The organism is Ignavibacterium sp. (genome assembly GCF_025998815.1).
Classification (GTDB): domain Bacteria; phylum Bacteroidota; class Ignavibacteria; order Ignavibacteriales; family Ignavibacteriaceae; genus Ignavibacterium.
Genome location: NZ_AP026678.1, coordinates 1,899,159 through 1,920,233, shown reverse-complemented (window position 1 = coordinate 1,920,233; position 21,075 = coordinate 1,899,159). Strand labels below are relative to the sequence as shown.

Sequence of the window (21,075 nt, the reverse complement as noted above, 5' to 3'; positions counted from 1 at the left end):
TCACCAAAATATTTTATATAAAGTTACAGTCCTCGGTTCCGGAGAATTTATTCCGAAGCCGGGGACTTTTTTCTGATACAAAATTTTGTAATTAACATTCTGTGGAATAACTTCCGAAATGTCGGCTTCTTCTCTTAAAATCAGATAATCAGGTTTTTTTGCAAAAACATACTCAGCATAGTTGGGATAGTTGAATCTATCGCTCTCAACCAGCCCTGCTAAATCATAGACTTTTGCTGAAGAGAAAGTACCAACAATTCCTACATCAGTAAGCGCAACTGATTTGTTTGTTATTGAAGTATCTTCTTTGATTATTTCGGAAATCTTTTTAAAAGTATTTTGAAAGCCCTGAGCGAAATTATTGCTTGATGGTATGACTGTATTAAATAATATGAAATTGTTGATTGCTAAAATGATGGTAAGATACGACACAAGAACAAATCTGTAAATTTTTTCATTCAGGATTGTGTTAAGATTATTCAGTAATATTCCCGTTAGAAGAATTATAGCTGGAACGAACATTAAAGAATATCTTGAAAGTATAGTAACATTTTTTAATATATAAAAAAGATAAAATCCGACTATCCATAATAAAATTGTTATCAGTTCCGGTTTTAAAATGATAGTGAAATACTTTCTTGAAATGTTTTTAGCAGAATCTTCCTTTCTAAACTTTATGAAAATTAAACTTAGAATAATTATTACAAGTATTATAAACTCAGGAAAGTTGCCTGCGACAAGAACTTTTATATTTCTCAATAACTTCTCTGGTTCGATATGAAAAAAACTATCTTTTGCTTTTGCTCTGAAAGTATTCGGAATAATTGTACCGAAATGAATAAACGCATAAACAAACCAGGCAGAAATAACTATCAAGAACTGAGTTACAAATGATATGATAAACCTGAAATTCTTTCTAACTTTCAAAAAGAAAAGAAGACTAAAAACAAACACAACTAGAAATTCAGGTCGAAGCAGAAATGATAATCCAATGAAAGTTCCATAATAATTTATTGAATCATCTTTTGATTTAAATAAGTAAATCATACAAATTATAAGAAAACTCATCGTAGCAGAAGCTTCCATTCCGGAAATTGACCACTTAATGAAGAAAGGATTTAGAGCAAGACTTAAGATTAATAAAAATCTCAGATTAACATTTAAATCAAAAAGCTTTAATAAATAATTAAGAAGTAATATTGTTAAGATTGTAAATATGCCACTGAGAATTCTGATACTTGATTCAGGGTTGCTGGTGATTAGTGAGAACAATGAATTTATAATAACCCAAAGAGGAGAAGTGCTTCCATATGTTTCTGTACCAGTAAAAGAAAATTTACCTGTTTCCAAAAGTCCTTTTATAAATCCGATGTGTATATATGTATCATCGCCCATAAATTCAGGCATAAAGAGCAAAGCAATTATAACTGGTACGAGAGAAAGAATTGGGAAAATAATCCTTTCACTTTCTTTGAATTTTTCTATGAAGAAAAGTTCAAAGAATTTCATTTAATCCACTCTTTCCAAACTTCGGGTTTATAGCCGACAGTTACGAATCTCTCATTCCGGACAATTGGAGTTTTTAACAATAAAGGATCGTCTAATAATTCTTCTTCGATATTAAACTTCATATACTGCATTCCGCGTTCTTTGTATCGTTTGCTTTCTGTATCAATCAGATCTTCAAAAGGAATTACTCTGCAAATATTTTCGAGCTCACCTTTTGACAATCCTTTTTCAGTTAAATCTCTGAAATGAAAAGTAATTCTTCTTTCCTTAAAAAATCTTTCTGCCTTTTGTGTTTCTTTACACTTTTTGGTTCCAATTATCTGAATATTCATAATTACATCACTTCAAATTTTTGAGTTCGTTTTGTTCTTGGGAATCTGCTCTTAAGACCTTCATCAGTTTTGATTGCTGTACCAAGCACTATGTTGTTATACTTAACAGCATATTGTCCTGTTATCAGTTCGTTGTTTCTTATTTTCATACCTGTAAGATAAAGTTCTAATTCCTGTTTGTCTTTAATTTCATAAATGAATTTTTTTATTGCATCACCCAACACTTGAGCACCATTTGAATGCAGTGTGATTCTCTGTTTCTTGTCAAGACTTCCGAACTTTGTTCCGATTCTGTTAAATAGCGATAGATTATCATCAAACCATTCACTATTTATAATGTAAATATCTCTTCCTTTGAATATAAATTTGAAATCATCAAAAACACTTTCATCTATTCCGAAATGATCTGTCAGATAGTTGCGATATGGAAGAAATTCTTTGTGATTCGGTTTTACCATTTTGATATCAGAAACCGATGATTGAATTTTATCCATTGGTTCAGTTTCAGATTTTTTTTTCAACTTAACCAGAAAGAAACCATCAGATTCAATTTCCCATGGTAAAATCCGTACAGCTTTTTCAATTTGTGAGTTTAGTTTTATTCCATCATACTCAGTAAAAGCTTTGTGGGTTTTAACCGGCAATTCAACATCTACAATTTCAACCGGATAATTTTTCAGAATTGTATCAATTACCATCTCATTTTCTTCAACAGATAATGTGCAAGTCGAATAAACTATTTCACCACCAACTTTTGCCATTTTGATTGCAGCCACCAGAAGTTTAGTTTGAAGATCATGTAATCTGTTTGCGTGGACCAGTGACCACCACTTACTGACTTCTTCTTTTTTCTGAATAATACCTAATCCACTGCAAGGAGCATCAACCAGAATTTTGTCGAAATAGTTATCATAAACTTTACTAAGTAATTCGCCTTTAAAGTTCAGGATTCCGGTATTAATTATGTTTAATCTATCAAGATTGAAAACCAGCGATTTTATTCTGTTGATATCAATTTCATTTGCTATCAGAGTACCTCTGTTGTTCATCATTTCTGCCATTTGAGTTGTCTTTGAACCAGGTGCTCCGCATAAATCCATAACCAAATCTTTCTGAGTTGGATTTAATGCTATCGGAGGAAGCATTGATGATAAACCCTGTATATAATAAAATCCTAAAATTTGCTCTACTGTTTTACCAATTAAATCATCTTCATCAGATACTACTTTAAGTGCTCTTGAAAAATTTTTTACTGGTTCGGTTTTGATTTTATATTTTTCAATCAAAAGATTTTGCAAAGCATCAACAGAAATTTTATTCGTATTTACTCGCAGATAATCTTTAACAGGTTGTTGGATGTAATGCTGATAAGCTTCTGCACTTTCCTTCCCATATAGTTTTTCAAAATATTCGTATGCTTTAGAAGTTTTTTCCATTTGTTTAATATCGAACAAGATTGATTGTCTTTAAAATTTCAGAAACAGAATTAGTCTCTTTAATATCTGAAAACTTTTTCTTAAAATCTTTAGAAATCTCGTTTATTATACTGTCAATATATAGCTCATATCTTTTAACGATAATTGGAATCAAATTTTTTTGAACAGGAAATTTAATTTCAGACTTTCTTAGTTGAGAAGCATAAACATAATACTTGGCTTCGGAATAATTTTCTGCCTGTGCAACTACTTCACCATCTGTAGTTATCACTTCGAAAGTTCCGAATAATTCAGAACCTGGAATTAAAGTTTTGGCAGGAATTTTTATTGATGTGACTTCGGTACTCTCAAGAAAATCATCCGGAAAAATTTTTATTCCATCAGAGGTAAGTTTTTTAATCCAGAATTCTAAAAATTCTTTTTTTGTCAATTTACTTTTTATGTTTCAATAAGAATGCTTTAACTTCTTTTCTTAATGAATCTTCATCTTTGTAGGACTTAACAGTAAGATTTGGGTTAGTGCATCCTGAAATCATTGAAGAAATTTTTTGTACAGATTCATTATACAATGCAAGAACAGGAATTTTCTTTACAAACAAAGCATAAGCAATTTCGAAACCTACACCCAGACTGGCTCCGGATACTTCAGCTACCATAGCATCACTTCCGTCAATCCACTTAACATCTCTTGTATAAATCTGTTTGTCTGTTAAAGGAATTGATGAAGTAAATTTTGAATTCATTTCAGAGAGGGCTGTAATTCCCAGATTTTCAACATATTGAATAATCTCAAGATATGATTTCAAATATGTTTGATCTCCGCGAATAGGTCCGGCACAATAGACTATCATGATTTTTGACTCAAGACTTTTTTATAATATTCTTCATACTGAGGAATAACAATTGATTTATCAAATTTAGTAACAGCACATTTCCTTGCATTTGCAGAAAACATATCATACTTCTTTTTATTTGTTAAAAGATCAAGTGCATACTTTGCCATTCTATCTACATCACCAATTTCAGCAATATATCCACATTCATTATGTCTTATTAACTCAGGCAAACCACCAACGCTTGAACTGATAACCGGCAAGCCACAAGACATTGCCTCCAAAGCTGCCAATCCAAAACTTTCAGATTGTGATGGTATCAAAAATAAATCAGAAGCGTTCAATATATCAACTATTGCCTCCTGCTTTCCGAGAAATTTTACTTTGTCCATAAGGTCTAATTCACGGGCTAATCTCTCGCATTCTGACCTGTCAGGTCCATCACCAATTAAAAGTAATTTAGCAGGAATTTCTTTCTGAACTTTCTCGAAAATCCTTATTGTATCCGGAACTCTTTTTACAGCACGAAAATTTGAAATATGTACAAGAATTTTTTCTCCGTTTGGCGCAATGTGTTTTCTATAAACACAATTTGGATTGGGTTTATAAATTTCAGTATCAACAAAATTTGGAATAACCTCTATTTCTTTTTCAATTTCATAATTCGTTATCGTCTTCTCTTTTAGATATCTCGATACTGCAGTTACTCCATCACTTTTCTCAATGCTGAATTTCACCAATGGCAGAAATGAAGGTTCTAATCCAACAAGTGTTATATCAGTTCCGTGTAATGTTGTAATTATTTTTAAATCGCAATAACCTTTTAACATTTCCTTAGCCAGATATGCTGAAGTAGCATGCGGAATTGCATAGTGAACATGAACCAAATCGAGCATTTCAAATTTTGCGACTTCAGTCATTTTGCTGGCAAGTGATAAACTATAAAGAGGAAATTCAAAAAGCGGATAATTACTCATCTCAACTTCATGGAAGACAATGTTCTCGATGTATTTATTCAATCTGAAGGGCAGTGCATAACTTATAAAATGAACTTCGTGTCCGCGCAGTGCCAGTTCTTTACCAAGCTCTGTTGCGATTACACCACTTCCTCCATAAGTAGGATAACAGGTAATACCAATTTTCATCCGCATCTTTCAATTATTTCAGCCGTAAATATAATTCATTTGTTTCTATTATCGAATAAAAGAGATCAATGGTTAGTCATAGCATTTAGTTTATTTGCTTTAAATTTGTTTTGAGGATATTATGAAAATATTGTTAATCGGACATTCGGTTTTTGATACTGTTTCCTTTGGTGGAAATAAAACGCATTCTCCGGGAGGAATCTTTTATTCGGCGAATCAAATTTTAAGATTATCATCACCTGATGACGATTTGTATCTCTGCACTCAGATTGATGATAATACTTCCGAATATTTTATGCCTGTTTATTCCAAATTTAAACTTGATTTTCTGGAAAAAGTAGAAGCAATTCCTTCCGTTACGCTTCTTCTTGATGATAAATCTGAGCGAAAGGAAATTTATTCAAACATATCATCCAAATTGAATATTGATAAAATAAATTTTTCTGATTTTGACGCGATCTTAATCAATATGATTACAGGAACAGATATCACGCTTGAAGACTTGGAATTGATACGTGCAAAGACTAATGCCATCATTTTTTTTGATGTTCACACTTTATCAAGACCAATGAATGAATTTGGGGAAAGAATTTTTTCTCCAATAAAAGATTTCCAACAATGGGCAAAGAATGTTGATATTCTTCAGGCAAATGAAAATGAATTTGCTATGGTTGGGAATAATCAGTCGGAATATGAACAAGCAAATTTTCTACTTGAAAATGGTGTGAAAATTATTTTAGTAACAAAAGGTAGCAAAGGTTCAAAAGTTTTTTTAAAGAGTAATAAAGAAATTTCATCTTACTTCGTATCATCGAACAAAATTTTATCAAACAATTCAGTTGGTTGTGGTGATACTTTTGGGGCAACTTTCTTTTATAATTATATTAGAACGAAAAATGTATATCAATCATTATCTTTTGCTGCGTACAAAACAGAAGAATTTTTAAAAGAGAGAAAGCTATAGATGTTACCTGAATTAGTAGTTAAAAACAGGATACTTATTTTTGGTTCAAATGGAATGCTTGGACAGCGACTAAGTGAATATTTCAGAAAGAATTCACTTGAGTTACTCACTTCATCTGCAGAGGAAAAATCATTTATTGACAATCTTGATTATATTCAGTGTGATATAACAGATAGAAATAAAACAAAAAACCTGATTTATGATTTTTGTCCGGATTTTATAATCAATGCTGCCGCATTTACAAATGTCGATTTATCAGAAACTGAAAGAGAAACTGCCTGGAAAGTTAATGTTAAAGCTGTTGAATATATGGCTGAAGCAGCGAGAATAATTGATGCTCACATAATTCATTTTTCAACTGATTATATCTTTGATGGGAAGAATGGACCTTATCTTGAGTCTGCAATGCCAAATCCTCTTGGTTATTATGGCAGAACGAAACTTGCAAGCGAAAATGTTCTGAAACTTTACGCGGTTAAGCATACCATTATAAGAACTAATGTGCTTTATGGTCCGGCAAAATTTGGAAGACCAGATTTTGTAAAATGGGTTGTTGAGTCATTGAAAAATAAGAAAAAAATCAGAATAGTAACTGATCAGATTAACAATCCGACTTATCTTGATGACTTGGTACAAGCTGTTGATAAAATTATTGAGTCCAAACGAGAAGGTATTTACAACATTGGTGGGCAGGAGTTTTTATCACGATATGAATTCACTCAAATTATCGCCGACTATTTTTCGCTTGATAAGTCGCTCATAGTTCCTATCACAACTGAAGAGCTAAAACAACCAGCTAGAAGACCTTTGAAAAGTGGTTTGATAACGATTAAAGCACAATCAGAACTTGGTTACAGACCTCATACGTTAGAAGAAGCTTTGGGTGAAATGAAGAAAGAAGTTTTTGAAAATATCCTTTAAATAATTCAATTCTGATTTTTATCTGAAATACTGAAATTATACTTTATTATCTGATCTATGGGCTAAAGTCGAATTCTAAAACTTCTTTCTCACAGTCAAGTTCAATAATTTTGCAAAGCGGTTGAATTATTTTTTAAGTTCTTTGATAAAGTATGTATTTGCCCCGGTAGCTCAGCAGGATACCTGCCCGACTTGACACAAGCTCAATTAGATAGTTTTATATAATCAAGTCGGTCAAGGCGGGGAGCAGCAGTTTCCTAAACTATGAAATATCACATATACATATTAAAAAGCTTAGCATTTGATAAAACTTATATTGGTTATACGAATGATTTAAAACGTAGACTGAATGAACACAATTCTGGTAAATCAACTTACACTAGTAAATTCAAGCCGTGGAAAATTATTTACTATGAAGAATGTCTTGATGAATTGGAAGCCAGAAGAAAAGAGAAATATTATAAGTCAGCAGCCGGTAGAAGAAAGATTAAAAAAATATTGAATGAAAATTGCCCCGGTAGCTCAGCAGGATACCTGCACGACTTGGCACAATCTCAATCATATAGTTTATATAATCAAGTCGGTCAAGGCGGGGAGCAGCAGTTTCCTAAACTATGAAATATTACATATACATATTAAAAAGCTTAGCGTTTGATAAAACTTATACTGGTTATACGAATGATTTAAATCGTAGACTGAATGAACACAACTCTGGAAAATCAACTTACACAAGTAAATTCAAGCCGTGGAAAATTATTTACTATGAAGAATGTCTTGATGAATTGGAAGCCAGAAGAAAAGAGAAATATTATAAATCAGCAGCAGGTAGAAGAAAGATTAAAAAAATATTGAATGAAAATTGCCCCGGTAGCTCAGCAGGATACCTGCCCGACTTGGCACAAGTTCAATTATATAGTTTATATGATCAAGTCGGTCAAGGCGGGGAGCAGCAGTTTCCTAAACAATGAAATATTATATATACATATTAAAAAGCTTAGCATTTGATAAAACTTATATTGGTTATACGAATGATTTAAATCGTAGACTGAATGAACACAACTCTGGTAAATCAAATTACACTAGTAAATTCAAACCATGGAAAATTATTTACTATGAAGAATGTCTTGATGAATTGGAAGCCAGAAGAAAAGAGAAATATTATAAGTCAGCAGCCGGTAGAAGAAAGATTAAAAAAATATTGAATGAAAACTGCCCCGGTAGCTCAGCAGGATAGAGCAGCAGTTTCCTAAACTGTTGGTCGGAGGTTCGAATCCTCTCCGGGGTACAAAACAGAAATTCATTTTGCAGTTTCCTAAACTGCTGGTCGGAGGTTCTCCGAAGGATCCAGTGGAGAATCCTCTCCGGGGTACAAAATTTTTAATATTAAATCGAGGGAATATGGATGACTTTATTAACAATCAACTTGAGATACTTTACTCTTCACTGAGTGAGAGTGAAGCACGCCTTCATCCCCCTTCAAAAGTTAAATCGCAAATACAAACAATTATTAACGGATTAAAACCACTTAATTTATTAAGACCTTGCAAAATTGGGGATGGAATTATCAAGATTGACGAATCGAAAGAAAAACATTTGATAGATTTATTTGAGAGGGCTTGTTCAGCAGGAAGATTTATTAAATTTGTTCCCGCCAGCGGAGCTGCAACAAGAATGTTCAGCAAACTTCAGACAACAATAAACAAGTTTAGTAATTTCAATCTCGATATTCTCAAAGTCTTATCGGTTGAAGATAAAAATGTTGAAGCAACTTATAATTTTCTGATAAACATAAAAAAATTTGCATTTTATGATGATCTGAAAACATTCATCGCAAATGATATTGATGCAGTTGTTAAGGAACAGCCAAGAATAATTATAGAAAAAATGCTTTTAGCCGACGGACTTAACTATTTAAACAAACCTAAAGCTGTATTAAAATTTCATAAATATAAAACAGATAACAGAACTGCATTTACAGAGCATCTGATCGAATCTTATTATTATCAAAAGGATTTTCAAAATAAAATTAAATTGCATTTTACTATTTCAGAAGAACACAGAGAATTATTTAATGATGAGTTTCAGAAATTTTTAAATGCAAATTATTTCTCTGATGCAGAATATCAGGTAGATTTTTCTTATCAGAAAAAATCAACTGATTCAATAGCACTCAATGTGAATAATGAAATTTATTTTGATGAACAGATGCGTCCCATTTTCCGACCTGCGGGACATGGTGCTTTACTTGAGAACCTCAATGACTTAAAAGCCGATCTTATCTTCATTAAAAATATTGACAATGTTTGTGTCGATAGATTAAAACCAATAACTATAAAATATAAAAAACTACTCGCTGGATTTTTGTTGCTTATTCAGAAGCAGGTTTTTGAATATTTAAATCTTCTTGAACAGGAAAAAATTCCGGATAATAAATTTGATGAAATGATAAAATTCTGTGAAGCATTTTTGAATATTCCAAAACCTGATGGATTTAACCTCTGGGATAATAAAAAGAAAAGAAATTTTTTATTTACGAAATTCAATCGTCCTATAAGAGTCTGTGGTGTAGTTAAAAATGAAGGGCAACCTGGTGGTGCTCCTTTCTGGGTTAAAAGTGATGACAACGAAATTTCTGTTCAGATTGTTGAAGGCGCGCAAATTGATTCAAGTAATGAGGAGCAAAAACTAATTTTCAATAATTCTACTCATTTCAATCCTGTTGATTTGGTATGTGCAGTTAGAGATTATAAAGGCGACAATTTTAATTTAATGAATTATGCTGATCCGAAGTCGGCAATTATAGTTCATAAGTCAGTTAATGGTAATGAAATTAAATCACTTGAGTTGCCTGGTTTGTGGAATGGTGGAATGTCGAACTGGATTTCTGTTTTTGTTGAAGTTTCGATCGAAACTTTTAATCCGGTTAAGGAGATAAATGATTTGCTAAATGCTGGTCACATTGAAGAAGTATGAAAAAATATACTTGTAATGAAAGTTGATAAAACTATTTTTGCAGAAAGCAAAGAAAAGAAAGTATTAAGATGCCCACTGAAAATAAATTTAACGAAGAAATTTTAAACTCAATTGCAGAAGGCGTTATCACGGTTGATAAAACATTTAAAGTAAATTTTATCAATCGTGCTGCAGAAGAAATTATGGGTTATAAAAAGGATGAAGTTCTTGGGCAATTCTGTAAATACATTCTTAAGTGCGATTTATGTCAAACGAAATGCCCTATCGGAATTGTTTTAGAATCCGGTACAAATTTATACGATTACTCATCGGTTATTTATGATAAAAACGGAAACAGAAAACCAATCAAACTTAATGCTGCCATATTGAAAAGCTCAGATGATAAGCCGGTGGGTGGAGTTATTTCATTCAGAGATGTATCAGAACTTGAAAGAATTAAACAAGATTCGAATGTTATCACAAACTTCTTTGGAATTGTTGGTCACGGAAAAGCTATGCAGGAAATTTTCAAATTGATAATGGAAATTTCAGAATCAGATGCAACTGTTTTGATACTTGGTGAATCAGGAACCGGCAAAGAACTTATTGCAAATGCTATTCAGGCAACAAGCACACGGAAAGATAAACCATTCTTGAAAGTGAACTGTTCTGTATTTCCACAAAATCTTCTTGCAAGTGAGTTGTTCGGGCATGTTAAAGGAGCGTTTACAGATGCAGTAAAAGACAGACCTGGTAGATTTGAATTAGCTGATGGCGGAACAATTTTTCTTGATGAAGTTGCTGAGATGCCACTTCAGACACAAATTCAATTATTGAGAGTTCTGCAGGAAGGAACTTTTGAAAGAGTTGGTGAATCGATTACAAGAAAGGTTGATGTAAGAGTTATTGCGGCAACGAATATCGAAATTCAAAAAGCATTGAAGGAAGGGAAATTAAGAGAAGATTTGTATTATAGGTTAAATGTTATTCCTATTTCCATTCCGCCGCTAAGAGAAAGAAAAGAGGATATTCCTCATCTGGTCAAACATTTCATTGAGACATACTCAAAACTTTATAGAAAAACAATTCCCGATATTTCAGACAATGCACTTGAACTTCTGATGAAATATTCCTGGCCTGGTAATGTACGTGAACTTGAAAATGTAATTGAGTATGCCGTGGTAAGAACAAAAAATGAAAATCAGATTGATATAATAAATCTACCCACTAATATTAAAGACCAACAGATAGAACAAAATCCTCATCGCAAAATATTCCGTAATGAAAATGCTGCTACATTGTTTAGCGTACTTGAAAAGCACAAATGGAATAAAACAAAAGCGGCAAGAGAACTCGGAATTGGCAGAACAACACTTTGGCGAATGTTACGAGAACTTAACATAGAGGAGTAATTACCGTTTCATTCCGATTATGAAACAATCCGTTTCATTTCTTTAACTTTTTGAAAAATAATAAAATATCAAAACTGTTTCATCTTGCCGTTTCAATTGAAACAATTTCAACTGTTAGACACTTTGAAAATTTGCTAAAAATATTAGTTTAGTATGGCAACATTATTGCCTTTTATTAAACGCTATGAGCGAAATGTTAGGCAATCAATATTTTCTTTCCAGAAACTTTTCAAAAGCAAAAGAAGCTTATGAAAAAGTTTTAGAATCTGAACCTCACAATGATTTCATTCGAAAACGGTTACTGATCTGTTACACTCAAACTGGTGAAATAAATAAAGCATTTGAATTATTCTATGAAATTTTGAAAAGAGATATTGAGCTTATCACTAATACTGACATTGTTGCTGATGATTGTCCTTGTCCTGAATTAGTGAATAAGTATGGTAACATTAAACCAACAGATGAATGCTCTCGCGACTCAAGAATAATGCTTGGTATTCTATGGCTCTTTTGTAGTATTGAAAAATCTCTTGAATTTTTTGAAAGCTTATTATCAGAAGAAAAATCAGATATGCGTTTCCTTGAAGTAAGAAATATTATTAGAGAAAAATTAAATCAAACTAAAGAACATTATTCACAAAATAATTAAATCGGAGCTCTATATGAAAAGAATAAATTTACTCGTTATTGTGATATTTGTTTTCGGTATAGTAGCCGAAGTTTTACCTCAGGGTAACTTTGCTACTAGTCTGCATAGTACCAGAAAAGGTAAGATACACTGGTACAACAAAGTAGAGAACGGCGGAGTTGGTGGTTTCGAAGTGCTTACAAATGTTCCCATCACTCAATTAGGTTGCGTTGAATGCCACGATGCAGTGGACGCAAACGGAAATCAATATCCTGCTAATTATACACCAAGCTGCGTGGATTGTCATGCAACAAATTCAACCTGGGCAGTAACTCAGAACGATTGTCTTGGTTGTCACAGCAGAGAAAAAACCATTATCAATATGCAGCTACCTGATGTTCATAGAACAGCTGGATTTACTTGTTTAACTTGCCACAAAAAAGAGGAATTACACGGTGATGATGGTGTGGCTTATAATTCAATGATGGAACCCGGTGCAATTCAAACTGATTGTTCTAATTCTGGTTGCCATGCTGGATTTACACATCCAAATCCAGGTGTAGATCCTCACGGTGGAAAATTGCATTGTACAAGTTGCCATGCTCAAACAAATTTGGCCTGCTATAGTTGCCACTTCGAAAGTCAGGTTCAAACTCATCTAAAAAGACCATATAAACAAATTACAGGATTCATATTCTTAGTTAACAGAACAAAAGATAATAAAGTACATCCGGCAACATTCCAGGCAATTACTTATGAAGGTAAAGCCGGAGTTGCTTTCGGTCCTTCTGTGGCTCATACTATTGTAAAAACTGGTGCAAGAACCTGTAATGATTGTCATGCAAATTTTGGAGGACAAATTCCTGCAATCCAGGATTTCAATTCTGATGGAGTTATTAAATTTGCTACCTGGAACGCTGCAGATAGTACGCTAAGCTGGCATCAGGGAATAGTGCCACTTCCTGCAAATTATCAGAGTTCATTGAAGATGGATTATCTTACTTACAACGGAAATGTTTCTGATCCAGTACAACCTTCAAAGAATTGGTCGGTTGTTAAAGATGTTGCTGACATGTTCCAGATTATGTACTGTACTCCATTAACAAAGCAGCAGATGGCAAAAATCGGAATGGACACAACACTTGTAAGTGTTGAACCAATTAACAGTCAGATTCCAAGTTCATTTGCACTTGAACAGAATTATCCAAATCCATTCAACCCAAGCACAACAATCAGATATTCAATTCCAAACAGTGCTTTTGTTGAATTGAAAGTTTACGATGGACTTGGAAACTTAATTCAAACACTGGTTAGTGAAAATTTATCAGCTGGAAATTATGAAGTTCAATTCAACGGGGCTAATCTTGCCAGTGGAATTTACTACTATCAGATTAAAGCTGGTGAATTTTCAGCAACTAAGAAACTAGTTTTGATGAAGTAGTAATTATTTTATTTTCAGGGAAGAGTGGGTGCCAGAGTGAGGCACCCATTTTTTATGTAAAAAAGTTATGTAAAATTTACCAACCGTTTGCTTTCTTTGAGTTCATCATCAAATTTCACTTCATTTTGGCAATTGGCTTTCCTAAAGCTCGTGGCATTTACATTGTAAAATTTTCCGAAATATTTACTTAATAATAACACAACAATTATTGGAGGACTGAAGAATGGGAATTGCTGAAATTGGGGTGATAGCATTTTTAGTTATGCTCCTCGTTTTCGGATTTATCAACTCCAGAAAAGTTGCACAGGAACTTAAGAAAATGGGGGTTGATAAGTAAGAAGAAAGGGCTGTCTCAAAGTTTAGCAGTGAATCGAGAGGCAGCCCATTCTATTTTTCTAAAACTTCTGTTCTATCGTTGTAACCAATTATTAAATAATCTGCAACATCAATAAATAATCCCACTTCAACTACACCAGGAATCATCTTCAATTCTTTTTCTAATTCTTTTGGATTTTCAATTTCTCCGATTTTACAATCAATTATAAAATTCCCGCTATCCGTAACGAAATTCTTATTATCCAATTTTCTTATTGATGGGTTTAATCTCATTGATTCAAATTTCATTAAAAGTTTTCTTGAAGCAAAAGGAATAACCTCGACCGGAAGAGGAAAATTTCCAAGCTTATTAACCAGTTTTGAATCATCAACAATCCAGATGTTTTTTTCTGAATTATATGCGACTATCTTTTCATAAAGTAAAGCACCACCACCACCCTTTATACCTCGCAAATAAGGGTCGACTTCATCAGCTCCGTCAACTGTTAAATCTATTTTACTAACACTATCAAACTCGTGAATTATTATACCAAACTTGTTTGCGAATTTGGTTGTTCGGTTTGAGGTAGAAATACATTTAATGTTTAACCCGGCTTTAATTTTTTTACTTAATTCTTCAATCATTACTTCGACTGTTGATCCTGTTCCCAAGCCGAGTACCATTCCATCACTTATAAATTCAGTTGCTTTTTTTGCTGCATTAAGTTTTTTATTCATAATTCTTCCTGATTATTGATACAAAAATTCGGATTAAAAGCATTTATTCAAAACTAATTAATTTTTAACAAATATTAGCTAAATATCAAATAATACCGAATATAATTTGATAAATTACTTTTATAATTTATTTTATAAGGCGAATAATAAATATTTTTTATAAAATGAAAATAGATTCAATCGACAAACAAATTTTAACCATTCTTCAACAGGATGCTCAGATTACCAATGTTGAGCTTGCAAAGAAAGTTGGGATAAGTCCACCATCAATGCTCGAAAGAGTAAAACGACTTGAGAGAAACGGAATAATAAAGCGATATGTTGCAATTGTCGATCCGGCAAAAATCAGTAAAGGTGTTTTTGCAATGGTATCAGTTTCTCTTTCAGCTCATCAGCTTTCTTCCGTTGATCAGTTTACCAGAAATATCAAAAAGCTGGACGAAGTTCTGGAATGTTATCATGTTGCCGGTGAGGAAGATTTTATACTAAAAGTAGCAGTAAGCTCAATTGAGGAATACGAGAAATTTATTCTGAGTAAGTTGACGAAAATAAATGGAGTAAATAAAATCAATACAAAATTTGTTCTTTCAACAGTTAAGTATAATACAAAAATTAAAATTGAGTGAAAGGAAACTACTATGCATCATTTCGATCCTAGTATTGAAATTCAGGATTATCTGGTTTTTGGAGAGTACGGAGATGTTAATCCTTCAATTACCGATTCTTCAACTTATACATTTCTAAATCCAAAGACGATGAAAGAATTATTTGAGCACGAAATTGAAGGGTGTTTTTTATATTCTCGTCATTGGAATCCCACAAATAAATATCTTGCTGAAGCATTAGCAAAATTGGAAGATACAGAAGCTGCAATTGTCACATCTTCGGGAATGGGAGCGATTAGTTGTACAATGCTGCAACTTTGTAATGCAGGAGATGAAATTGTTTCGAGCAGAACTATTTATGGTGGGACTTACGCTTTGTTCAAAAATTTTCTTCCACGATTTGATATCAAAACAAATTTTGTTAATACACAAGACCTTAATGCAGTTGAAAATGCAATCACTGAAAAAACAAAAGTAATCTATTGTGAAGCAATTAGTAATCCACTATTAGAAGTTGCTGACATTCCAAAACTTGCCGAGATTGCTAACAAGCATAACATAAAACTTGTTGTTGATAATACATTCAGTCCCATTTTCATTACGCCATCACATCTTGGAGCTCATATAGTAATTCACAGCCTGACAAAATTCATTAACGGAACGAGTGATTGTGTTGCCGGTTGTGTTTGCAGCACTAAAGAATTTATTTCTCAACTTACTGATATAAATTCCGGTGCTTCTATGTTGTTAGGACCAGTACTCGATAGTTTTAGAGCTGCTAGCATAATGAAGAATCTTCACTCGCTTCATATACGCATGAAAAAGCATAGTGAAAATGCACTTTATCTTGCTGAACATTTGGAGAAACTTGGCTGTAAAGTTTTTTATCCGGGATTAAAATCTCACAGCGGGTATAATCTATTGAATGAAATAATGAATGAGGGTTTTGGTTATGGTGGTATGCTTGCAATTGATGCCGGAACTGCAGAAAAAGCCGATGAACTTATGGCAATGATGCAACAGGAAAAAGTTGGTTACCTGGCTGTAAGTCTTGGTTACTTTAAAACGCTTTTTTCTTCTCCAGGTCATAGCACTTCTTCTGAAATACCTGAAGAAGAAAGAAAAGCTATGGGTTTGAGTGATGGACTTGTAAGAATTTCCATCGGTCTTGATAATAATATTGAAAAAACTTTTCAGAGAATTAAAAAGTGTTTACAGACAGTCGGTCTTTGTAAATAAATTCTTTTGGCTGATCAAATATTTTGGTCAGCCATTGTTCTTTATTCGGGTTTAAACAATGCACAAACAGCACCTGCAGGATCTTGTATAACACAAAATCTTCCATAGTTCAAAATTGTTTTTGGCTCAACTAATACTCTTCCACCAAGTTCTAAACAAGTTTGTGCACTTGTATCAACATTCTCAACAGTAATATAAATAAGCCACTGTGGAGGAAGTTTGGCATTAATTCCTTTAGCGTTACAGATTCCTGCTGCAATCTTGTTACTTTCAGGTGCAATCATACTGTAATCATCATAATCTCCCATTGAAACGGGATCAGCTTTCCATCCAATCACTTTCTCATAAAAAGTCTTTACCTCTTCTGCATTCGGGACAGTTAAATCACACCATGTTATTGAACCGATTTCTGGCTTTGAATTCATAATTACTCCTGAAAAAATTATTTATTGTGAAATCTGATATAAAAATAATCAAAAAAAAATGTTACATACCTCTTAAAAAGTTATCTTGAGAGATGATTTATCATCAGGCAATAGTGAGAATATTTTGATATTTTTAAGTAACAAACAATTAGAATTATTAAAATGTTTTTAAAGGATTACAATAAAACTGCAATGATCCTTAAGGATCAGCAAATCAGTTACAGTCAGTTACTGAATAATGTAGCTTCATTTTCAAAACATCTTGAGGGTGAAGTTAATAAAGTTGCAATATTTTGTGAAAACAGGTTTGAATGGATTTATGCGTTCTATGCAAGTTGGTATAAAAATGCGATTGTTGTTCCTATTGATTTTATGTCCTCCGCTGATGATGTCTCTTTCATCTTAAACGATTGTAAACCCGAAGTAATAATTCATTCAAATCAAACTTCAGAGGTTTGCGGTAAAGCCTGTTCTGTTTTACAATACAATATCAAACAAATTAATGTTGATGAGATTCAAGCTGAAGAGCAAAATGTTAGTGTATCTTTTCCCATACCTGACAAAGACAAAGTTGCAGTAATAATTTACACTTCTGGTACAACTGGACTACCAAAAGGTGTAATGCTTTCATTTGATAATCTTCTTGTGAACATCGAAGCTGTTACAGAGGATGTGGTAGTATATGAACCAAACGATAGAGTTCTGGTTCTTCTTCCGTTACATCACATTTTTCCTTTGGTGGGAACAGTTGTTGCTCCACTTAAAATTGGTGCAACAATAGTGTTTTCTCCTTCTATGGCTGCTGAAGATTTAATGGAAACACTGCAAAAGAATAGAATTACGATGATAATCAGTGTTCCAAGATTTTATAGTATTATCAGAAAAGGAATCAAAGAAAAAATTGAAAAGAATAAAATTGCAAAATTTCTTTTTGGTTTAGCTGAAAAGAAAAATTCGCTTACTTTTTCACGAAAAGTATTTAAATCAGTTCATAAGAAATTTGGTGGCAGTATCAAGTATATGGTTTCCGGTGGAGCGGCGCTTGATAAAGAAGTTGCAAAAGATTTACGAACACTTGGATTTGAAGTACTCGAAGGATATGGAATGACTGAATGTGCGCCGATGATAACATTCACGAGGCCCGGTAATGTTGTTATTGGCAGTGCAGGGCAACCTCTAAAAACAAATGAAGTGAAAATTGTTGATGGTGAAATTGTTAATCGTGGAAGAAATGTTATGCTGGGCTACTATAACAGACCTGAAGAAACAGAAGCAGTGATAAAAGATGGCTGGCTTTATACCGGAGATCTTGGTTATCTCGATGAAGAAAAAAGATTGTTTATTACCGGAAGAAAAAAAGAAATCATTATTCTTTCAAACGGAAAAAATATTAATCCTGAAGAGATTGAGAACAAATTAGCATCAATGTCTGATGTAATTAATGAAGTTGGAGTATTTGAAAAAGCGGATATGCTACACGCGTTAATTTACTGCGATGATGTGAAAGTTAAACAAGCTGGTATTGATAATGTTGAAGACTATCTTAAATGGAATGTTATTGATAAGTACAATCAAGCAGTTACTCCATATAAAAAAGTTATGAAGTTTTCAGTTGTCAATGAACCATTACCAAGAACAAGATTAAGCAAACTGAAAAGGTTTTTACTTCCTCAGCTAGAGGCAAAAGACAAATCTCAGCAAGAAAAAATTCCCGAGCCGGTTTTTCAGGAGTACATTCTGATAAAAGAATTCATTCAGCAGCAAAAAGAAATAACAGTTCATCCTTATGATCATCTTGAAATAGATTTAGGACTTGATTCATTGGATAAAGTAAATCTTGAGGTTTTCCTTGAACAAACCTTCGGCGTAAAGATGAATGAGAAAGAAATTTTGAGTTATCCTAATGTTTTGAAGCTTGCTGAAAGTATTCAGGAGCATAAAACAAAACTTGCTGTTGAAGCAATTGATTGGGGAAAAATTTTGCGAGAGGAATTAAATGTCAAACTGCCTGAAAGCTGGTTTACACATAACCTTATGAAACATGCAGCTAAAATATTTTTGAAAATGTATTTTCGTTTGAAGAGCGAAGGATTAGAGAATCTTCCTGAAGGTCCATTTATTCTCGCACCAAATCATCAAAGCTTTCTTGATGGACTTTTTGTTGCCGTCTTTTTGAAAAACAAAATCCTTAAGAAAACATATTTTTATGCTAAGGAAAAACATGTGCGAAATAAAATATTAAAATTCATTGCTGATAAAAGTAATGTGATTGTGATGGATTTAAGTGATTTGAAATCATCATTAAGAAAGCTTGCTGAAGTTCTAAGGAATGGAAGAAATCTGATTATCTTTCCGGAAGGAACAAGATCATTTACGGGTGAGTTGGGAGATTTCAAAAAAACATTTGCAATATTAAGTCGTGAGCTGAATGTTCCTGTTGTGCCAGTAGCAATTGAGGGAGCGAATAAGGCACTACCGCGTGGTAAGATATTTCCAAGACCATTCAAAGAAGTAAAAGTAAAATTTCTTAAACCAATTTTGCCCTCAGAACATTCTTATGAGTCTCTGCGTGATGCTGTATTCGAAAAAGTTTCGAGTCATCTTAATTTAAGTAAACCCAATTCAAAAAAATCTTAATGAAGAAAATCGGAATAATATTACTGCTTATAATCGTTCTTCCGATCGGATTTCTTATCTTCAACGAAATAGGAAAACTGAATGAAACTGAAAAAGTTCTTGAGGAAACTTACAACAATCAGTTACAGACAATTTTATTTTCAGTAAATCAATATTCGGATGATATATTAAACAGTTGGGCAAATAAAGTGAATGAACTGAATGAAGATGATCAACTTCTGAAAAATTTTATAAATGAAAATCTTGCAATCAAATCAATATTTTTACTTAATGATGAACAGATTGAATCAGCTAAATTTATTTTTGATGAAAAATTAATTTCATCATCTGATTCAATTAAGTCTGTGGTTAAATCAATTCTTGTTTCAAATAAAAATCTTATTTCAAGACTTGCAGATTATCAAAAAGCCGGATATCGGAAGCTCGAACCTTTACCGGTAAATAATGTAAGTGATTTAGCAGTAGTCGTATTTTCTAACCAGAATGATAATAAAGTTTATACGATAACAGGATTTGTTATTAATCCTCAAGAGTTTGTAAGAAAAATTTTATTGCCTCGACTTCAGCAAATATCGCAGGAGAATTTTATCATTTTGGTGAGAGATAATGAGAACAGAGTTATTGTCAGTTCGAATAACACTAATTATTCCGGACAAGTTGAATTTGAAAAACAAATGTGGTTAATACCTCACTACAAAATTGGAATAGTTTTAACCGGTGAAACTATTCAGGATTTAATTCGTAATCGTGCAACTAATAATATGATTCTGATTGCTATTCTTTTACTTGTATTGATTGCTGCTGTAATATTTGTTTATCGTGCAGTGAAAAAGGAGCTTGAACTTGCTCAGCTTAAAGCTGATTTCGTTTCGAATGTTTCTCACGAGCTACGAACACCATTAGCTTTAATAAGTATGTTTGCCGAAACTCTTGAGCTTGACCGCGTAAAGAATGATGAGAAGAAAAAAGAGTACTATTCAATAATAAGTCAGGAAGCAAATCGTCTCGGAAGAATTGTAAATTCTATTCTGAACTTTGCTAAAATGGAAGCAGGAAAAAGAAAATTTAACTTTGAGTCAATAAATCTTAACGATGTTGTTGAAAATATTTATCAAACTTACAGTTATCATCTTCAGAACAAAGGTTTTAAATTTGAAAAACAATTGACAGGAGATCTCCCTGAAGTAAAAGCAGATGCAGAAGCAATTTCAGAAGCAATAATTAATCTGATTGATAATGCAGTTAAATACAGTGCTGATTTAAAGGAAGTAACTCTTAAAACTATCTCAACCGGAAACAGCATTATAGTTGAAGTCACTGATAAAGGAATTGGTATTTCACCGGAAGATCAGAAAAAAGTATTTGATAAATTTTTCAGAGTATCATCAGGTCTAATTCATAATGTTAAGGGAACCGGAATTGGTCTTTCACTTGTAAAGCAAATTGTTGATGCTCATAAAGGAACAATTGAGTTAGTAAGTGAACCCGGAAAGGGAAGTACATTCAGAATTATCTTACCGATAGACTTAAATAATTAACGGAG

21 protein-coding genes and 1 tRNA gene are annotated in these 21,075 nt (G+C 32.8%); 14 read left to right on the top strand and 8 right to left on the bottom strand.

From position 1 onward, the window contains the following. Genes Q0X14_RS08225 through bshA form a run of 6 tightly spaced genes read right to left on the bottom strand, consistent with a single transcriptional unit; the run spans position 1 to position 5,255 of the window. A complete protein-coding gene (locus Q0X14_RS08225) occupies positions 1-1,509 on the bottom strand; it encodes a hypothetical protein (protein ID WP_297836890.1) in 1,509 nt (502 codons plus the stop codon). Then, positions 1,506-1,841: an ArsC/Spx/MgsR family protein gene (locus Q0X14_RS08220; protein ID WP_297836887.1), complete on the bottom strand. Its 336-nt coding sequence runs from the start codon at positions 1,839-1,841 to the stop codon at positions 1,506-1,508. The genes Q0X14_RS08225 and Q0X14_RS08220 overlap by 4 nt, the downstream gene beginning before the upstream one ends. A gap of 2 nt (positions 1,842-1,843) precedes the next feature. Next, complete coding sequence (locus Q0X14_RS08215) at positions 1,844-3,277, bottom strand: RsmB/NOP family class I SAM-dependent RNA methyltransferase (protein ID WP_297836884.1); 1,434 nt, start codon at positions 3,275-3,277, stop codon at positions 1,844-1,846. A gap of 4 nt (positions 3,278-3,281) precedes the next feature. Continuing rightward, positions 3,282-3,707, bottom strand: a complete 426-nt coding sequence (locus Q0X14_RS08210; RefSeq protein WP_297836881.1) for a hypothetical protein — start codon at positions 3,705-3,707, stop codon at positions 3,282-3,284. 1 nt (position 3,708) lies between these two features. Continuing rightward, complete coding sequence (locus Q0X14_RS08205; protein WP_297836880.1) at positions 3,709-4,128, bottom strand: nucleoside 2-deoxyribosyltransferase; 420 nt, start codon at positions 4,126-4,128, stop codon at positions 3,709-3,711. After that, the gene (bshA, locus tag Q0X14_RS08200) at positions 4,125-5,255 is read right to left on the bottom strand and encodes an N-acetyl-alpha-D-glucosaminyl L-malate synthase BshA (RefSeq protein ID WP_297836878.1); all 1,131 of its coding nucleotides are present in this window, start codon (positions 5,253-5,255) and stop codon (positions 4,125-4,127) included. Before bshA ends, Q0X14_RS08205 begins: the two co-directional genes overlap by 4 nt. 121 nt (positions 5,256-5,376) lie before the next feature. Between bshA and Q0X14_RS08195 the strand changes: the two genes are divergently transcribed. The 10 genes from Q0X14_RS08195 (at position 5,377) to Q0X14_RS08150 (ending at position 13,573) form a co-directional block, all read left to right on the top strand. Further along, complete coding sequence (locus tag Q0X14_RS08195; protein ID WP_297836876.1) at positions 5,377-6,219, top strand: carbohydrate kinase family protein; 843 nt, start codon at positions 5,377-5,379, stop codon at positions 6,217-6,219. Then, positions 6,220-7,140 carry a dTDP-4-dehydrorhamnose reductase gene (gene rfbD / locus Q0X14_RS08190; protein WP_297836873.1) on the top strand — a complete coding sequence of 307 codons (921 nt, stop codon included), beginning with the start codon at positions 6,220-6,222 and terminating at the stop codon, positions 7,138-7,140. Positions 7,141-7,404: 264 nt separating this feature from the next. Then, positions 7,405-7,758 (top strand): GIY-YIG nuclease family protein, encoded by a 354-nt coding sequence (locus tag Q0X14_RS08185; protein WP_297836871.1) that lies wholly within the window; start codon positions 7,405-7,407, stop codon positions 7,756-7,758. Beyond that, positions 7,755-8,108: a GIY-YIG nuclease family protein gene (locus Q0X14_RS08180; RefSeq protein ID WP_297836868.1), complete on the top strand. Its 354-nt coding sequence runs from the start codon at positions 7,755-7,757 to the stop codon at positions 8,106-8,108. The genes Q0X14_RS08185 and Q0X14_RS08180 overlap by 4 nt, the downstream gene beginning before the upstream one ends. Next, positions 8,105-8,374 carry a GIY-YIG nuclease family protein gene (locus Q0X14_RS08175; RefSeq protein WP_297836865.1) on the top strand — a complete coding sequence of 90 codons (270 nt, stop codon included), beginning with the start codon at positions 8,105-8,107 and terminating at the stop codon, positions 8,372-8,374. Before Q0X14_RS08180 ends, Q0X14_RS08175 begins: the two co-directional genes overlap by 4 nt. Beyond that, positions 8,352-8,425: transfer RNA gene (locus Q0X14_RS08170), tRNA-Arg, on the top strand. The genes Q0X14_RS08175 and Q0X14_RS08170 overlap by 23 nt, the downstream gene beginning before the upstream one ends. 113 nt (positions 8,426-8,538) lie before the next feature. Continuing rightward, on the top strand, positions 8,539-10,113 hold the full coding sequence (locus tag Q0X14_RS08165; protein ID WP_297836863.1) for a DUF4301 family protein: 1,575 nt from the start codon (positions 8,539-8,541) through the stop codon (positions 10,111-10,113). A gap of 68 nt (positions 10,114-10,181) precedes the next feature. Continuing rightward, entirely contained in the window at positions 10,182-11,504 is a 1,323-nt protein-coding gene (locus tag Q0X14_RS08160) for a sigma 54-interacting transcriptional regulator (protein ID WP_297836861.1), read from the top strand. A 193-nt stretch (positions 11,505-11,697) separates the two neighbouring features. Beyond that, positions 11,698-12,153, top strand: a complete 456-nt coding sequence (locus Q0X14_RS08155) for a tetratricopeptide repeat protein (RefSeq protein ID WP_297836858.1) — start codon at positions 11,698-11,700, stop codon at positions 12,151-12,153. A 13-nt stretch (positions 12,154-12,166) separates the two neighbouring features. Continuing rightward, positions 12,167-13,573, top strand: a complete 1,407-nt coding sequence (locus Q0X14_RS08150) for a T9SS type A sorting domain-containing protein (protein ID WP_297836856.1) — start codon at positions 12,167-12,169, stop codon at positions 13,571-13,573. 387 nt (positions 13,574-13,960) lie between these two features. Here the strand turns inward: Q0X14_RS08150 and rpiA are convergent, their stop codons facing one another. Continuing rightward, positions 13,961-14,626 (bottom strand): ribose-5-phosphate isomerase RpiA, encoded by a 666-nt coding sequence (gene rpiA / locus Q0X14_RS08145; RefSeq protein ID WP_297836854.1) that lies wholly within the window; start codon positions 14,624-14,626, stop codon positions 13,961-13,963. Between the two features lie 164 nt (positions 14,627-14,790). Here rpiA and Q0X14_RS08140 point away from each other — a divergent pair, with 164 nt between their 5' ends. Next, positions 14,791-15,252 (top strand): Lrp/AsnC family transcriptional regulator, encoded by a 462-nt coding sequence (locus Q0X14_RS08140; RefSeq protein ID WP_297836851.1) that lies wholly within the window; start codon positions 14,791-14,793, stop codon positions 15,250-15,252. A 12-nt stretch (positions 15,253-15,264) separates the two neighbouring features. After that, positions 15,265-16,470: an aminotransferase class I/II-fold pyridoxal phosphate-dependent enzyme gene (locus tag Q0X14_RS08135; protein ID WP_297836848.1), complete on the top strand. Its 1,206-nt coding sequence runs from the start codon at positions 15,265-15,267 to the stop codon at positions 16,468-16,470. 41 nt (positions 16,471-16,511) lie between these two features. Here the strand turns inward: Q0X14_RS08135 and Q0X14_RS08130 are convergent, their stop codons facing one another. After that, entirely contained in the window at positions 16,512-16,895 is a 384-nt protein-coding gene (locus Q0X14_RS08130) for a VOC family protein (RefSeq protein ID WP_297836845.1), read from the bottom strand. A gap of 162 nt (positions 16,896-17,057) precedes the next feature. On the opposite strand from Q0X14_RS08130, the gene Q0X14_RS08125 reads away from it, so the two are divergent. Together Q0X14_RS08125 and Q0X14_RS08120 are read left to right on the top strand one after the other, a co-directional pair. Beyond that, a complete protein-coding gene (locus tag Q0X14_RS08125) occupies positions 17,058-19,532 on the top strand; it encodes an AMP-binding protein (protein WP_297836843.1) in 2,475 nt (824 codons plus the stop codon). Further along, positions 19,532-21,070, top strand: coding sequence for a HAMP domain-containing sensor histidine kinase (locus Q0X14_RS08120; protein WP_297836840.1), 1,539 nt, complete (start codon positions 19,532-19,534; stop codon positions 21,068-21,070). Before Q0X14_RS08125 ends, Q0X14_RS08120 begins: the two co-directional genes overlap by 1 nt. The last annotated feature ends 5 nt before the right edge of the window (positions 21,071-21,075 follow it).

Excerpts from the sequence above, each read along its gene's own strand:
- Q0X14_RS08220 (WP_297836887.1), bottom strand. The coding sequence starts at position 1,841 with ATGAATATTCAGATAATTGGAACCAAAAAGTGTAAAGAAACACAAAAG.
- Q0X14_RS08155 (WP_297836858.1), top strand. The coding sequence starts at position 11,698 with ATGTTAGGCAATCAATATTTTCTTTCCAGAAACTTTTCAAAAGCAAAA.
- rfbD (WP_297836873.1), top strand. The coding sequence starts at position 6,220 with ATGTTACCTGAATTAGTAGTTAAAAACAGGATACTTATTTTTGGTTCA.
- Q0X14_RS08120 (WP_297836840.1), top strand. The coding sequence starts at position 19,532 with ATGAAGAAAATCGGAATAATATTACTGCTTATAATCGTTCTTCCGATC.
- Q0X14_RS08175 (WP_297836865.1), top strand. The coding sequence starts at position 8,105 with ATGAAATATTATATATACATATTAAAAAGCTTAGCATTTGATAAAACT.
- Q0X14_RS08195 (WP_297836876.1), top strand. The coding sequence starts at position 5,377 with ATGAAAATATTGTTAATCGGACATTCGGTTTTTGATACTGTTTCCTTT.
- Q0X14_RS08185 (WP_297836871.1), top strand. The coding sequence starts at position 7,405 with ATGAAATATCACATATACATATTAAAAAGCTTAGCATTTGATAAAACT.
- Q0X14_RS08165 (WP_297836863.1), top strand. The coding sequence starts at position 8,539 with ATGGATGACTTTATTAACAATCAACTTGAGATACTTTACTCTTCACTG.
- Q0X14_RS08205 (WP_297836880.1), bottom strand. The coding sequence starts at position 4,128 with ATGATAGTCTATTGTGCCGGACCTATTCGCGGAGATCAAACATATTTG.
- Q0X14_RS08215 (WP_297836884.1), bottom strand. The coding sequence starts at position 3,277 with ATGGAAAAAACTTCTAAAGCATACGAATATTTTGAAAAACTATATGGG.
- Q0X14_RS08180 (WP_297836868.1), top strand. The coding sequence starts at position 7,755 with ATGAAATATTACATATACATATTAAAAAGCTTAGCGTTTGATAAAACT.
- Q0X14_RS08130 (WP_297836845.1), bottom strand. The coding sequence starts at position 16,895 with ATGAATTCAAAGCCAGAAATCGGTTCAATAACATGGTGTGATTTAACT.
- Q0X14_RS08135 (WP_297836848.1), top strand. The coding sequence starts at position 15,265 with ATGCATCATTTCGATCCTAGTATTGAAATTCAGGATTATCTGGTTTTT.
- Q0X14_RS08150 (WP_297836856.1), top strand. The coding sequence starts at position 12,167 with ATGAAAAGAATAAATTTACTCGTTATTGTGATATTTGTTTTCGGTATA.
- Q0X14_RS08140 (WP_297836851.1), top strand. The coding sequence starts at position 14,791 with ATGAAAATAGATTCAATCGACAAACAAATTTTAACCATTCTTCAACAG.
- bshA (WP_297836878.1), bottom strand. The coding sequence starts at position 5,255 with ATGAAAATTGGTATTACCTGTTATCCTACTTATGGAGGAAGTGGTGTA.
- Q0X14_RS08225 (WP_297836890.1), bottom strand. The coding sequence starts at position 1,509 with ATGAAATTCTTTGAACTTTTCTTCATAGAAAAATTCAAAGAAAGTGAA.
- Q0X14_RS08125 (WP_297836843.1), top strand. The coding sequence starts at position 17,058 with ATGTTTTTAAAGGATTACAATAAAACTGCAATGATCCTTAAGGATCAG.
- rpiA (WP_297836854.1), bottom strand. The coding sequence starts at position 14,626 with ATGAATAAAAAACTTAATGCAGCAAAAAAAGCAACTGAATTTATAAGT.
- Q0X14_RS08160 (WP_297836861.1), top strand. The coding sequence starts at position 10,182 with ATGCCCACTGAAAATAAATTTAACGAAGAAATTTTAAACTCAATTGCA.